15 protein-coding genes are annotated in these 14,210 nt (G+C 61.6%); 11 read left to right on the forward strand and 4 right to left on the reverse strand.

Going from position 1 to position 14,210, the window contains the following annotated elements; all coding sequences use genetic code 11:
* Positions 1–44 precede the first annotated feature (44 nt).
* From ASR47_RS27590 to ASR47_RS27240, 8 genes are all read left to right on the forward strand, one after another.
* Positions 45–278, forward strand: a complete 234-nt coding sequence (locus ASR47_RS27590; RefSeq protein WP_171899032.1) for a helix-turn-helix domain-containing protein — start codon at positions 45–47, stop codon at positions 276–278.
* Between the two features lie 160 nt (positions 279–438).
* Positions 439–912 carry an Hsp20 family protein gene (locus tag ASR47_RS24220; protein ID WP_065310364.1) on the forward strand — a complete coding sequence of 158 codons (474 nt, stop codon included), beginning with the start codon at positions 439–441 and terminating at the stop codon, positions 910–912.
* A 238-nt stretch (positions 913–1,150) separates the two neighbouring features.
* Positions 1,151–2,680 (forward strand): Do family serine endopeptidase, encoded by a 1,530-nt coding sequence (locus ASR47_RS24225; RefSeq protein WP_065310365.1) that lies wholly within the window; start codon positions 1,151–1,153, stop codon positions 2,678–2,680.
* Positions 2,681–2,703: 23 nt separating this feature from the next.
* Positions 2,704–3,363, forward strand: a complete 660-nt coding sequence (locus ASR47_RS24230) for a response regulator (RefSeq protein WP_065310366.1) — start codon at positions 2,704–2,706, stop codon at positions 3,361–3,363.
* Positions 3,364–3,365: 2 nt separating this feature from the next.
* Complete coding sequence (locus tag ASR47_RS24235; protein ID WP_065310367.1) at positions 3,366–4,700, forward strand: ATP-binding protein; 1,335 nt, start codon at positions 3,366–3,368, stop codon at positions 4,698–4,700.
* A gap of 94 nt (positions 4,701–4,794) precedes the next feature.
* Positions 4,795–5,943, forward strand: a complete 1,149-nt coding sequence (coaD, locus tag ASR47_RS24240) for a pantetheine-phosphate adenylyltransferase (RefSeq protein WP_065310368.1) — start codon at positions 4,795–4,797, stop codon at positions 5,941–5,943.
* 43 nt (positions 5,944–5,986) lie between these two features.
* Positions 5,987–6,301, forward strand: a complete 315-nt coding sequence (locus tag ASR47_RS24245) for a hypothetical protein (protein ID WP_150127956.1) — start codon at positions 5,987–5,989, stop codon at positions 6,299–6,301.
* A complete protein-coding gene (locus ASR47_RS27240) occupies positions 6,270–6,608 on the forward strand; it encodes a DUF6624 domain-containing protein (protein ID WP_150127957.1) in 339 nt (112 codons plus the stop codon). Before ASR47_RS24245 ends, ASR47_RS27240 begins: the two co-directional genes overlap by 32 nt.
* On the opposite strand, the gene ASR47_RS24250 is transcribed toward ASR47_RS27240, so the two are convergent.
* Complete coding sequence (locus ASR47_RS24250; protein WP_065310370.1) at positions 6,565–7,200, reverse strand: 2-hydroxychromene-2-carboxylate isomerase; 636 nt, start codon at positions 7,198–7,200, stop codon at positions 6,565–6,567. The two genes, ASR47_RS27240 and ASR47_RS24250, sit on opposite strands and share 44 nt — an antisense overlap.
* A gap of 106 nt (positions 7,201–7,306) precedes the next feature.
* On the opposite strand from ASR47_RS24250, the gene ASR47_RS24255 reads away from it, so the two are divergent.
* From ASR47_RS24255 to ASR47_RS24265, 3 genes are read left to right on the forward strand one after another with little or no spacing between them, the layout of a single operon-like run.
* Entirely contained in the window at positions 7,307–7,750 is a 444-nt protein-coding gene (locus ASR47_RS24255; RefSeq protein ID WP_065310371.1) for a hypothetical protein, read from the forward strand.
* A gap of 44 nt (positions 7,751–7,794) precedes the next feature.
* Positions 7,795–8,139 carry a hypothetical protein gene (locus ASR47_RS24260; protein WP_065310372.1) on the forward strand — a complete coding sequence of 115 codons (345 nt, stop codon included), beginning with the start codon at positions 7,795–7,797 and terminating at the stop codon, positions 8,137–8,139.
* Positions 8,129–8,620: a GNAT family N-acetyltransferase gene (locus tag ASR47_RS24265; protein ID WP_065310373.1), complete on the forward strand. Its 492-nt coding sequence runs from the start codon at positions 8,129–8,131 to the stop codon at positions 8,618–8,620. Before ASR47_RS24260 ends, ASR47_RS24265 begins: the two co-directional genes overlap by 11 nt.
* Before the next feature lie 40 nt (positions 8,621–8,660).
* Here the strand turns inward: ASR47_RS24265 and ASR47_RS24270 are convergent, their stop codons facing one another.
* From ASR47_RS24270 to ASR47_RS24280, 3 genes are all read right to left on the reverse strand, one after another.
* Entirely contained in the window at positions 8,661–10,412 is a 1,752-nt protein-coding gene (locus ASR47_RS24270) for a methyl-accepting chemotaxis protein (protein ID WP_245714458.1), read from the reverse strand.
* 417 nt (positions 10,413–10,829) lie between these two features.
* On the reverse strand, positions 10,830–13,262 hold the full coding sequence (locus ASR47_RS24275; protein WP_425402761.1) for a TonB-dependent receptor plug domain-containing protein: 2,433 nt from the start codon (positions 13,260–13,262) through the stop codon (positions 10,830–10,832).
* Positions 13,263–13,401: 139 nt separating this feature from the next.
* Entirely contained in the window at positions 13,402–14,187 is a 786-nt protein-coding gene (locus tag ASR47_RS24280) for a PhzF family phenazine biosynthesis protein (RefSeq protein WP_065310376.1), read from the reverse strand.
* Between the last annotated feature and the right edge of the window lie 23 nt (positions 14,188–14,210).

Below are 14,210 nucleotides of genomic sequence, written 5' to 3' on the forward strand. Positions count from 1 at the left end.
AAGACGGTGAAGGGCTGCAAGTGGCGGCCCACGACCCGGGATGCATGACAATGAGAGAACACGGCAATATGCACAACACCGGCGGCGCCATGCAGCGCCTGACGCCGGCCGAACGGCTGGTGGCGGCGATGGCCATGCGCGGCACGCCGTATAAAAGCATCGCGCGCAGCCTGGACAAATCACCGGCCACCGTGCGCAACCAGCTGCACATGATTTACCAGAAGCTGGGCGTGAGCAACCGCACGGCGCTATCGTGCGCGCTGCTGAGCGACCTATAAACCAGTTTTGAAAAAAAGCGCATTTTTTTTGGCTTCTGGGGCAAAAATCCTGTTTTTCAAGGCCTTGAAGGGGGCTTGATCGTCCTTAGATTGGGTAGCAAGCGGATGCTCATCGTGAGGTCCGCCCCTCTTATCGCTTCACTTGAAAAGGATATTTATCATGCGACCATTTGACCTCGCTCCCCTGTATCGTTCCGCCATCGGCTTCGACCGCCTGGCCCAATTGCTCAACGAACAGCGCGCCGATGCGCCGCCGAGCTATCCACCGTACAACATCGAACTGGTATCGGAAGACAAATACCGCATCGTGATGGCGCTGGCCGGCTTCTCGCGCGCTGAGATCGACATCATCACCGAACGCGACTCGCTGCATGTCACGGGCCGCAAGCAGAAAGATGGCGTCGAGCGCACTTTCCTGCACCGCGGTATCGCCGCCCGCGATTTCGAACAGCGCTTCCAGCTGGCCAACCATGTGAAGGTCACCGGCGCCACGTTTGAAAACGGCATGCTGACCATCGAACTGGTGCGTGAAGTGCCGGAAGCGCTGAAGCCGCGCAAGATCGAGATCGGCGCCGGCAGCGGCGACGTGGTGGACAATCAGGTCGCCTCGCTGGAACAGCGCCAGGCAGCCTGATCCTTCAGCCGAACCTGACAGGGCAGAAGGATTTCCCCTCCTTCTGATGCAGTAAAATACTGGCCGGTTGATCCGGCCAGTGTCACGTCCGGTTCCCTGGAAAGATAAAATTAGACGATGCTTAAATGGCTGGAAAAGGCCCATGCAGCTGTTTCTCAATGGAAAAATGTTAAGCAGTGCCTAAGTCTGGTGGCCCAATATTGCATGCATCAAAGTCTCATTGAATGAGGAGCAATCCATGGAACACCAAGAACAAAAAACGGCCAGCCCATCGCTGAAAATCAAACGCACCGTCGCCGCCCTGGCCGCCATCGGTGTGCTCGGTGCCGGTGGCGCAATGGTGGTGCATCAGAACAATGCCGGCGCCAATGGCGCGCCCGCCGCCGCACCGGTGGCCGCCGCCGTGGCGCCCGCCGCAGCCACGGCCGCGCCCGGTCCGCTGGTTTCCTTGCCCGACTTTAGCCAGATCGCCGCGCGCAACAGCCCGGCCGTCGTCAATATCAGCGTCACCGGCAGCACCAAGGTGGAGCTCGACACCTCGGGCCAGGCCGGCGCCGACGATTTCGGCAACGATCCCTTCTTTGAATTCTTCCGCCGCTTCCAGGGTCCGCAAGGCGGCCAGCGCGGTGGCCGCGACGTGCCCACGCACGGCCTCGGCTCCGGCTTTATCGTCAGCCCCGACGGCGTCATCATGACCAACGCCCACGTGGTGCGCGATGCGCGCGAAGTGACCGTCAAGCTCAACGACCGCCGCGAGTTCCGCGCCAAGGTATTGGGCTCCGATCCGAAGACCGATATCGCGGTGCTGAAAATCGACGCCAACAACCTGCCGGTGGTGCCGCTGGGCCATTCGAACGACCTGAAAGTGGGCGAATGGGTGCTGGCCATCGGCTCGCCGTATGGCTTTGACAGCACGGTGACGGCCGGCGTGGTCAGCGCCAAGGGCAGGTCGCTGCCCGACGACAGCAACGTGCCCTTTATCCAGACCGACGTGGCGGTGAACCCCGGCAACTCGGGCGGCCCGCTGTTCAACACGCGCGGCGAGGTGGTCGGCATCAATTCGCAGATCTACAGCCAGACGGGCGGCTTCCAGGGCCTGTCGTTCGCGATCCCGATCGACCTGGCCGGCCGCATCAAGGACCAGATCGTCGCCACCGGCAAGGCCAGCCACGCCAAGCTTGGCGTGACGGTGCAGGAAGTGAACCAGGGCTTTGCCGACTCGTTCAAGCTGGCCACGCCCGAAGGCGCGCTGGTCGCCAACGTCGAGCGCGGCAGCCCGGCCGACAAGGCGGGCTTGAAGTCGGGCGACGTGATCCGCAAGATGAACGGCCAGCGCATTATCGCCTCGGGCGACTTGCCGGCCATGGTGGGCATTGCGCTGCCGGGCGACAAGATCAACATGGACGTCTGGCGCGACGGCAAGATCGTCACCCTGACCGCGACTCTGGGCAATGCCGCCGACAAGGTGGCCGAAGCGGCGCCCGAGCATGGCGCGGCCGGCAAGGTAAAACTGGGCCTGGCGCTGCGTCCGTTACAATCGGATGAAAAGCGCGAAGCGGGCATCAGCGCCGGCCTGCTGGTGGAAGACGCTGGCGGCGCCGCGGCCAATGCCGGAGTGCAGCCGGGCGACGTGTTATTGTCGGTGAACGGGCGCCCCGTCAACACCGTCGAGCAGGTGCGCGACGTGGTCGACAAGTCGGCCAAGTCGGTTGCCTTGCTGATACAGCGCGGACCGGACAAGATCTTTATCCCGGTGCGCTTGGGCTAAACCAATAACAAAGAGAGGCAACCATGCGCTTGCTGCTGGTAGAAGACGACACAATGATCGGCGAAGTGGTGCTGGACCTGCTGCGCGCCGAGCACTATGCGGTGGACTGGGTCAAGGATGGCGACATGGCCGATACGGCCCTGCAGACGCAGACCTACGACCTGGTGCTGCTGGACCTGGGCCTGCCGCGCAAGGACGGCCTGGAAGTGCTGCGCTCGATGCGCGTGCGCAAACTCGACACCCCGGTGCTGGTGGCCACCGCGCGCGACGCCATCGAGCAGCGCATCGCGGGCCTGGACGCCGGCGCCGACGATTATGTGTTGAAGCCGTACGACCTCGACGAACTGCTGGCGCGCATCCGCGCCTTGCTGCGGCGCGCCTCGGGCCGCCCCGAGCCGGTGTTCGAACACCAGGGCGTGTCGATCAATCCGCTGACGCGCGAAGTGATCGCCGACGGCCATCCGGTCAATCTGTCGGCGCGCGAATGGGCGGTGCTCGAAGCGCTGATCGCGCGGCCCGGCATCGTGCTGTCGCGCGCGCAGCTGGAAGAAAAACTGTACAGCTGGAAGGATGAAGTCAACAGCAATGCCGTCGAAGTGTATATCCACGGCCTGCGCAAGAAGCTGGGCAGCGAATTGATCCAGAACGTGCGCGGCCTCGGCTACATGGTGCCCAAGGCATGAGAATGAAGGTGACGGTAACGCACTCGCTGCGCGGCCGCTTGCTGTGGTTCCTGCTGGCCGCCATTATCATGGCGGCGCTGGCGCAGGCGTCGATCGCCTACCGCAGCGCGCTGTACGACGCCGACCAGATCTTCGACTACCACATGCAGCAGATGGCGCTGTCGCTGCGTTCCGGCGCGCCGCTGGCCAACCATGCCGAAGCCCTGCCGGCCGATCCGGCCAATAACGACATGGTGGTGCAGGTGTGGACGCCGGACGGGGTGCAGGTGTTCCGTTCGATCACGCGCGCCGAACTGCCGCAGCGCGCCGTGCTGGGTTTTTCGAACGTCAAGGCGAACGGCACCACCTACCGCATCTTCTCGGTGCAGACCAGCTCCCAGACCGTGCAGATCGCGCAGGACATGGCGGTCAGGAAGCGCATGGCCGGCAGCCTGGCGCTGCGCACCGTGGGGCCGATCGCGCTGATGGCGCCGATATTGATGCTGGTGGTGTGGTGGGTGGTCAGCGGTTCGCTGGCGCCCGTGTCGCGCGTGCGCAAGCAGGTGGCGGCGCGCCAGGCCGACGACCTGTCGCCGGTGTCGGAGTCCGGCCTGCCCGACGAAGTGCGCCCGCTGGTGCATGAACTGAACCTGCTGTTCGACCGCGTGAAAACCGCCTTCGACGCGCAGCAGCATTTTGTCGCCGACGCGGCCCATGAATTGCGCACGCCGCTGGCGGCGCTCAAGCTGCAGGTGCTGAGCCTGGAGCGCGCCGAGTCGGAAGACAAGCGCAGCCTGGCCATTTCGCGCGTCAGCGCCGGCATCGAACGGGCCACGCGGCTGGTCGAGCAGTTGCTGGTGCTGGCGCGCCAGGAGGCCAGCGCCGCCAGCGGCGACCAGCTGCAGCTGGTGGACCTGAACGATGTCGTCAAGCGCGCGCTGGGCGACATGGCCGGCGTGGCGCAGGCGCGCAAGATCGACCTGGGCCTGCACCATATGGACCCGGCCAGCGCCGCCGGCCAGGCCGACGCGCTGAACATCCTGCTGCGCAACCTGGTCGACAACGCCATCAAGTACACGCCGCAGGGCGGCCGGGTCGATATCGACTTGCGCTCGACGCCGGTCGGCGTGACGTTGTCGGTGGAAGACAGCGGCCCCGGCATCCCCGAGGAAGAGCGCGAGCGGGTCTTCAGCCGCTTCTACCGCGTGCCCGGCACCGACGCCAACGGCAGCGGCCTGGGACTGGCCATCATCAAGGCGATCGCCGAGCGCCATGGCGCGCGCCTGGTGCTGGGCAGCTCCGAGCGGCTCGGCGGCCTGTGCGTGCGGGTGGAGTTTCCGCTGCCGCTGAAAAAGTAGCGAATGGATACTGTTCTTTAGCATGCTGCATTGACGCGCGCGGCGCAGGCCTATATTGTCTGCCCAATAAGCAATCAAGCAAACGGAGCGCAGCATGCAGAAGATCGGTTTTTCAGGCACCCTCGACCCCATCACCAATGGCCATATGTGGGTGATCGGCGAAGCGCGCTCGCTGGCCGACGAGGTGATCGTGTTCCTGTCGCAAAACCCGGCCAAGAAGCCGCAGTTCCCGGCCGAAGACCGCAAGCGCATCATCGAGCAAAGCGCGCGCGAATGCGGCTGGGACAATGTGCAGGTGGTGATCGTCAAGGGCGACTACACGGCGCGCGCGGCGAAAAAGCACGGCTGCGACTACCTGATCCGCGGCATCCGCACCACCGCCGATTTCGACTATGAAAACCTGATCCAGCAAACCAATGTCGACGTGCTGCAAGGCGCGAAGACCATCTTCGTGATGCCGCCGCGCGACCTCGGTTCCGTCAGCTCCAGCTTCGTGAAAGCGCTGGAAGGCCCGGTCGGCTGGAACTGGACCATGAAAAAATTCGTTCCCGGCCCCGCCTACCAGGCGTGGATACTCGACTGCCTGCGCAAGGAATGGCAAGCGCTGTGGCACTACGCCACCGCGCCGGCCGAACAGATCGCGCGATTCGATCACTGGTTCGCCCACCTGACAGGGTCCGACGCCTACGGCGGCGCCGACCGCCACTATCACAACCTCGACCACCTGGTGCACGGCCTGTCCGAGATCCGCGTGTGGGCCGACAATACCTATGCCGCGCCGCGCGACAGCGCGCTGGTCAAAAAAGCCTTCTGGTTCCACGACGCCGTCTACGGCCACGACGAAGACGCCCTGTATTCGAGCGAGGAAGCCAGCGCCCAGCTGTGGCTGGGCAGCGGCCTGGATGCCGATGACAACCAGGAAGTCGCCCAGCTGATCCGCGCCACCGACCACTTCCAGGGGCCGGCCATCGCCCATGTGCTGAAAGACGTGATGCTGAGCGCCGACCTGGCCATCCTGGGGCAGGATGAAGAGGTCTACCAGGCTTACACGCAAGCCATAGCCCGTGAGTACGCGCATGTCGAGCCGACCCGTTTCAACCAGCAGCGCGGCCTGGCCCTGCAGCATCTGAGCGCCAAGGCGCAGGCCGGGCAGCTGTTTGGCGATGCGTATTTTTCCAACCAGTACAACCAGCGGGCGATCGAGAACATGCAGCGCGAGATTGTGGCGCTGGCGAGGGCATGAAAGCAGGCTCGATGAGATGCCGTCAAGCTGGAAGGGACGTTCCGTGAAGAAGCAAATGATTTTTTCAAGCCTGATGGTGTGCGCTTTGCAGGCAAACGCAAGCGCCAGCGATTGCGCTGACGCCGGCATGCGCTTGAACGACATGGCCGGCAAGGACCAGCAAATCCGGCAAGAGTGGTATGCGCTGGAGCAAAATTCGAAAGGTACGTCTGTTGAAAAAGAGGCGTTGCAAAAACGCTGGAAAGTCATTGATGGCGAGAATCTGAAACAGGTCAAGAACATCATCGCCGCGTGTGGCTGGCCCGGGACGGCAAAAGACAGTCACAGTGCCTGGTTATTGGTGCAGCTATGCCGATAGCGACCTCGCATTCCAGCGCGAAGCGCGGGCACTTCTGGAGGGCTCGGTCAAGGCCGGCATAGCCGCAGCGCGTGATCTTGCCTACCTTTCCGATCGCATCGCCGCCAACGAAGGCCGTCCCCAGGAGTATGGGACGCAATTCTCGCAGCCGGATCGCTGCCATCTGGTCATCGAGCCGGTCGATGATCGCGCCATGGTCAACCGCCGCCTGGCGGTCGGGCTGCAAAGTCTGGAGGAGTACGAGGCGGAAGGACGCCAGCGTTTTATTCCGGCTGATTGTCCGGGTGGCACGCCCGAGGCTCAGTGACCGTAGCCCATGCCAGCGCATCGTGCAGCCGGTCATTGCCCCAGAATAGTTCGCCATTGCAGACAAAGCCGGGTGCACCGAACAAGCCCAGCGCCTGCGCCTGTTGCGTCTGGCGGCGCAGGCGCAGCTTGTTCTCATCCGTCAGCGCCAGCGCCAGGATGGCGGGCGCATCGAGGCCGAGTGTCGTCAATGCCTCGCCAACCGCATCAAGGTTGTCGATATCGCGGTCTTCGGCAAAATTCATCGTCATCATGCGCCGGGAAAACGGCGCGATCCAGCCCTGGTCCGCGCCGATCAGCACCACACGCATGGGCAGCAGGGCAGTGCGCGGAAATGTGCTCGGCTGCCGCCATGGCAAGCCATATTTGGCGCACAGGCGCGCCATGTCGCGCCACACATAGTCGCCCTTGAGCTTTTGCAGCACGAACGGTGACGACTCCCAGCCCAGCGCCTTGAACACGACACCGAGCAGGAAGGGCTTCCAGACTACCTCCACCTTCTGTTCACGCGCCAGCGCCTCGATACGCATGGCGCTCAGGTAGCTGTAGTTGCTGCCGAAATCGAACCAGAATTCCACTGGGGACGCGGGCATGGCATGCTCCTTCAATGTGGTGACACGGATTGGACTGCAAATACGTTAAAGTAGCAATAACACAGCCGCAGCCAGCAGGGTTCAATGTGCTTGATATAAGGTAGATATGGAGACAGGAATCAGCTTTCTCAGGATATGGGCCGATGAGGATATGGTCGAGTTACGTATCGAAGCCAATGACGGCGCCTCAACCTTCGGCATCAACGTGTATGCGGGACACCAGCGCTTGAAGGAGGCCGCCGCCGGATTGGACCGTTTCAAGGATCATGTCCACGGCGGCATTCATGACTTGCGATTCGGGGAATTCGGCCCTGAATATGCATCGGGTGCCTTTCATGCCCGCCTGCATTTTCAGGAGATGGGAAATTTGTACATCACCATTGCCGCGCAGTCCGAATATTTTGACTTCGGTAAAAAGCACGTCGCCACCGAGAGCACCTTCTACATGATGACCCAGCCGGCGCTGCTCGATGATTTTATCCGCGCATTGAAAGCCCTGAGCGATGGGCATGCCGACAAGGCCAGTTTGAGTGCATGGTCACCTTTTTGACAGCGGCAGCCGGGCTTTCATGCTCAATGTAAAGGAAAAGACGAGTGACCAGTGACGTTCAAAGCAGGAAATTGATACGGCAAGAATATGGCGCATTGTTTGATGTGCTTTCAAAGATTTTGTTCGATGCCGACCCGGCAGGAATTAATTTTGCATCGAATACTGACGAGTATGATCCGGAAGTGGAAACCATACTTCCACGCTTGAAGGACGCAAGTAATGAGGCCGACGTCAGGCAAATAATTCATGAGGAGTTTTGCCGTTGGTTCGATGCCGAGACTGCAGGGCCTGTCGATGCTTATGTCGACATCGCGGCAAAATTCTGGACCGAATGGCAGCGATATGCAAGGCTTGAGATGAAAAACGGATGCCAGCGTGATGAATATTGAGGTGACCCTTGCGGGACAGGCCGAGCGCCTGATCGTCAGAAATCTGATGGAGCTGTACCAGCATGATTTTTCGGAACTCGACGGCACCGATCTCGATGAGCATGGGCAGTATGGTTATCCCGATCTCGATTGTTTCTGGAACCATGCCGGCCATGCGGCTTATGTGATCAAGGTCGACGGCAAGTGGGCCGGTTTTGCGCTGACGAATCAGGAGGTCTGCATGCCAGGAAGTACCCATGCCATCGTCGAGTTTTTCGTCGTGCGCAAATATCGTGGTCTGGGCGTGGGCCAGCATGCCGCGCAGGCGATCATGCGCCACTGTCCGGCGCGCTGGGAAATGCATGTCATCGCGGAAAACGATGCGGCGCGCAGGTTCTGGCAGCGGCTTGTCACGCTCAACTGGCCGGACAAACATCGGATGGTGCTGTTCGATAACGAGCAGTGGCACGGACCGGTTTTCGCCGTCGATACCGTGACGTAAATGGGCCTGCGGCTGCCGTCAAGGTTGACCCGCTTGCCGCCTAGAACTCTTCCCAGTCTCCCCCGGCAGCGGCTGCCTTGCGTGCCTTTGCCTGCGACAAAGGCATGACGTTCGACGCAGGCGCCGGCTTTGCCGATGACACGCGTGCAGGCGCCTTGGCCGCGGCGCCAGTCTTGCTGGCATTGCTCAACTTTGGCCGCGCGGTGGGCGCGACGACCGGGTGGCTGCCGTTTGATGGTATCTGGAAGACGCTCACGGTGCGCACCAGATGGTCGGCTTGAATCCGCAGCGACTCCGCCGCGGCGGCCGCTTCCTCGACCAGCGAGGCATTTTTCTGGGTGACATTGTCCATCGCACTGACGGCCTGATTGATCTGTTCGATCCCGGTCGACTGCTCCTGGCTGGCGCTGACGATCTCGGCGATCACATCGGTGACACGCGTCACGCTGCCGACCACCTCGGACATGGTGGCGCCCGCTTCATTGGCAAATTTGGTGCCCAGGTCGACCCGTTCCACCGAATTGTCGATCAGTACCTTGATTTCCTTGGCGGCGGTGGCGCTGCGATGGGCAAGACTGCGCACCTCGGAAGCGACCACCGCAAATCCGCGTCCCTGTTCACCAGCCCTGGCCGCTTCCACCGCCGCATTGAGCGCGAGGATATTGGTTTGAAAGGCGATGCCATCGATGACGCTGATGATATCGACGATCTGGCGCGACGCTTCGCTGATCGATTCCATCGTGCCCACCACCTGCGCAACCACGGCGCCGCCCTTGGTCGCCACATCCGACGCCGTGATGGCCAGCACGTTGGCCTGGCGCGCATTCTCGGCATTCTGCTTGACGGTCGAGGTCAGTTCTTCCATCGAGGACGCGGTTTCTTCCAGTGCACTGGCCTGTTGCTCGGTCCGGCTCGACAAATCGTTATTGCCGGTGGAGATTTCCACTGCGGCGGTCGACACCAGTTCCGAATCCTGGCGCACCGACGAGACCACCTGCACCAGCGACAATTGCATGCGCTGCACGGCCGCCAGCACACTGCTGCTGTCGCCGGCCCTGACAGGCAATTCGCCGGTCAGGTCGCCGCTCGCAACCTTCGTCACGGCCTCGCACAAGGCAACCGGTTCCGCACCCAGTGCGTTCAGCAGGCGCTTCGAGATCAGGATGCCGGCCGCAATCGCCAGTGCGGTGGCCAGCAGGCTGAGCAGAACCAGCTGGTTCCGGGCTGCCGCAAATTTGTCTTCCGCTGCCTTGATCAGTTCCAGCGAGTGTAGCGTGGTGTATTGCGCGTATTCATTGGAAGCGGCAACCAGGGCCGCCAGCAAGGGGCGGCACTCCTGGTTGATCTTGATGGTCGCCTCCTCTTTCTTTTCTTGCAGGGCAAGATCGACAATCGCCAGCGCCACCGGTGAATATTGTTTTTCGATGCCGTCGATCTTGTCGACCATGCGCTGCTCAACGTCCGACACGGACGCATCCCTGGCAAGTTCCTTCAGCTTGCGCAGATTGTTCACCACCTCCTCCTGGGCCTTGAAAACAACTTTCTTCTCGAGCTCACGGTCGGCCGGCATGGTGACGAGCACCAGGTTTCTTGCCGCGACAGCCCGCATGCCTACCGATTCTTGCACGACATGGGCAGCTTCGGAGCGTTCGCGCACGCCATGCACATAATTCTCAAAGCTTGCTGACTGACGCGACATGCTGAAAATGGCAATGATGGCGATGCCCGCCAGCAGCAATGTGATGGCGCCGAAGGCGAGCGCGAGCTGGGTACGTACAGATAAATTTTTCACGATATTCCCTTGGTCTATTATTTGCATATGGTCCGCACGTGTTGTCGGAATTTGACGCATGCGAGGACAGAATGCAGGTCGACGCGCCGTCAAGTGATCAATCAGTTAAACAATGCAATTTCGAAGGCAGGATGAGCGTGACAAGAAGATACGCCATTCATGCGCGAAGTCAGCGCTGGGCAAAAACAATGCACTGTCATGGCACAGGGCTGGGTGCTGAGTATGACGAAATAAGTTATTTGGTTATTTCGTTTTATTTGTTGTATTTAGTTTCTCACAGAAGCACAAAAAAAACAATCTGCTTGGCGATTTGGTTGTAGATAGGCAACGGTCAACCAGGCCGTGTTGATGGCCTTGCCCAAAAAAACAGCGGCTGCCCATGCTGGCGCAGCCGCTGTTTTTTCAGAGGGCCTCAGGTCAGAACTTCACCCACAGTCGTCCGAACCAGGACGCGCCATTCAGGCCGAACTGCACGCTGTCATACTTGAAACCGTTATCGGTTTCGTCGGCATTCTGCGTGGTTGGCTTGACGTTGAAGATATTGTTGCCGCCGAAAGTGAGCTTGGTGTTTTTATTGATGCTGTAGGTAAAGCTCAGGTCGGCCGAGGTTTTTGCCGCATAGCGCGCGTTCGGCACGCCGTCGGCGGTGCCGCTGAAGGTGCCCAGGGTTTGCGGGCCGAAGTGGATCACGCGCAGGTTCGATTCGAGCTTGCCGGTCAGGTAGTCGAAGCCCAAAGTGGCTTTCGAGCGCGGGCCGCCTTGCTCGATGAACAGGCGTTCGCGTTCGGATAGCAGCACGTCTTCAAAGCCGGCCAGCGAAGCCGGGGTTTTTACCTTCGTCACTTCCGTCTTGCTCAGGTTCAGCGCCAGGAAGGTGGTCAGGCGGTTGCTGAACAGCTCACCCTTGTGCGAGGCTGTCAGGTCCAGGCCGCGCGTGCGCGTGTCGATCGAGTTGACGAAAAATTGCGCTTCGACCACGCCCAGCAGCGACAGGCGCGCCGCCAGGTCCGGGTAGTTGTCGGCGTTGAAGCGGCCCGACAGCACGATGCGGTCCTTGATCTTGATGTTGTAGAGATCGGCCGTGACGGAGATCGCCTGCGTCGGCGTCCAGGTGGTGCCGAGCGTAAAGCTGGTGGACTTTTCTTCCTTCAGCTTTGGTATGCCGGCCGCATTGGCCACCGCGCCGCCATTTGGCGCCAGCACCACGTCGGTCGGCACGCCGCCGACGAAATCGGTAAAGGTCGACGAAAAATAGACTTGCTGCAGCGATGGCGCGCGGAACCCCGTGCTGGCCGAGCCGCGCAGCAGCACAGTCGGCGCCGCCTTGTAGCTGGCGGCCAGCTTGCCGGTGACGGTCGAGCCGAAGTCGCTGAATTTTTCATAGCGCACGGCGCCCTGGGTTTTCAGGCGGTCCGTCAGGTCCAGCTCCACGTCGCCATAGGCGGCGATGCTGTGGCGCTTGGCCTTGGTCACGTCGCCGGGCTGGAAGCCGGGAAAGCCCTGGCTGCGACCACTGCCGCCCACGCCCACGCCGTCCGCGTCGATATAGGAGCCCGGTTCGCCGGCCATGATCTTGTATTCCTCGCTGCGGTATTCGGCGCCGAAGGCAACGTTCATGCCGCGCAGCACGGTGTCGTAATAGCGGCTGAAGTCGGCATTGGTGGTCAGCTGCTGGAACGAGAAGCCGCCCGCGTCAAAACGGCTGGGGCTGATGCCTTTGCCGCCACCCAGCAAATCGAGATTGGCGATCGAGGCGTTCAAGGTATTGCTGATGTCGTAGCGCATCTTGTTGTAGCCATAGGTCTGCGAAAAATCCGCATTCCAGTCGCCGATCTGGCCACGGTGGCCCAAGGTGGCGTAGCGGTCGTCGATCTTGCCGTTGATAAAAGGGACAAAACCGTTCGGATACATGGCGGCCGAGTTGCGCCCTGGAATATCGACACTGCCGATGCCGCCGCGCCCAAACGCGGCGCTCGATGCATCGCGGGTCTGCGCACCGGCCGTGAAATACAGCTTGCTGGTGGCACTGGTGGCGTAGTCGCCATTGACATACAAGGTCTGGTTTTCCGCCTTGGTATCGCCGATGGTGCGCAGGCTGCCGGCGTCGGCGCGGTTCGAGCGGCCGCGGTCCAGGTATTCGCCGGTGACCGCGATGGTGCCCTTGTCGCCGAGTGCCATGCCGCAATAGGCCGAGGTCATGTAGTTCTTGCCGTCGCCTTCCGAATACTGGCTGTAGCCGGCCACCGCTTCGCAGCCCAGGCTTTTTTTCAGTTCAATATCGATCACGCCGGCAATCGCGTCCGAGCCGTACTGGGCGGCGGCGCCGTCGCGCAGCACCTGCACGTTCTTGATGGCCAGCAGCGGGATCGCATTCATGTCGGTGCCCGTGTTGCCACGGTTGCGCGCGCCAAACAGGTTGACCAGGGCGGTGGTGTGGCGGCGCTTGCCGTTCACCAGCACCAGGGTCTGGTCGGAACCGAGGCCGCGCAGGGCTGCCGAATCGACCAGGTCGGCGCCGTCCGCACCGGTCTGGCGGGTGGAATTGAATGAAGGGGAGATATATTGCAGCGACTGCGCCAGGTCGAACTGGCCACCCTGTTCGGCGACCTTGGTCATGGGAATGATATCGACCGGCACCATGGTGTCGGTGGCGGAACTGGCGCTGACGCGGCGCGAACCGACCACGCTGACCGTTTGCACGGCGTCGGCCGCGCTGGCGGCGTCGCCGGTTTGCGCCATGGCGGGCGAGGCAAATACGCCGAGGGCGGCGCTGCCATACAGGCTGATCAGAACGGCTTTACGCAAGGTGGTCAGGGTCGGCACGCGGGTATCTCCAAGTGATTTTGTCACTTGATTCTAGTGCCAGTTTTTAACTATCTGCCAGCAATACCGTATTTTCTTATTACAAATAAAGCGTAACTGTTGTTTCCTGGTATGCAGCAGTTTTGTTGTCGCTTTGTCTGCATTGCCATGGTGCACGATGCCCCGTTCAGGTGCTGCTTTGCACCATTCCGCCCACCCATATTTCACCTTCGGCGTACTCGACCCGGATCAGACAAGGCTGATCGGTGACATGGCCCTGCGACAGGCTCAGCGACTGTTGCAAGTGATGTGCCAGCGCCCCGGCGGCCACGCCGGTGGCGCTGTCCTCCATCGCCGGGTCCAGGTGGTTGAAATTGCGTCCTTCATAGCGGCCGTCGGCCAGCTTGCAATACACATAGCAGCCATTGACGCCATGCAGGCGGCCCCAGTCGGCGATCAGCTCCAGGTTCGGCCGCAGCGCCCGCAAGGTGGTGCTGTCCGCCACTTCCAGCAGCAGCTTGGGGCTGCCGATGGAAGCGATCACGGGCGGCGACAGCAAGTGCATGTGCTGGCCCATCAGTTCGGATGGCAGATAGTGCTCGATGATCACGGCTGGCGCCGCTTGCGGTGCCAGGCCGATCAGCAGACCTGATGCGCGCCGCGCCAGCCGCAAGGCTTGAGCGCGCATGGCCGTGTGGACAACCAGGCTGGGCGGGGCACCGGGCGCCGTCAGCAGCACATGGGCGGCGGCCAGTGTCGCGTGCAGGCACAGCGGGCTGCGCGTGTGCGGATAAAAATAGTCGAGCACGATGGCGCCGTCGGGCTGGCGGTCGATAAAGACGCAGGCGCTGAGCTGGCGTTCAAGCGCAAACTGCTGGCGTTCGGTTTCCGTGCCGGCGTCGTGCTCGACGACCAGCGCCGGGTTGCCGCCGCCGGGCGCGGCGCCGAAACATTTCAGGAGATGGATGGTCATGACGATGCCGATATAAGTTATGC

The organism is Janthinobacterium psychrotolerans (assembly GCF_001677885.1).
GTDB classification, from domain to species: Bacteria; Pseudomonadota; Gammaproteobacteria; order Burkholderiales; family Burkholderiaceae_D; genus Janthinobacterium; species Janthinobacterium psychrotolerans.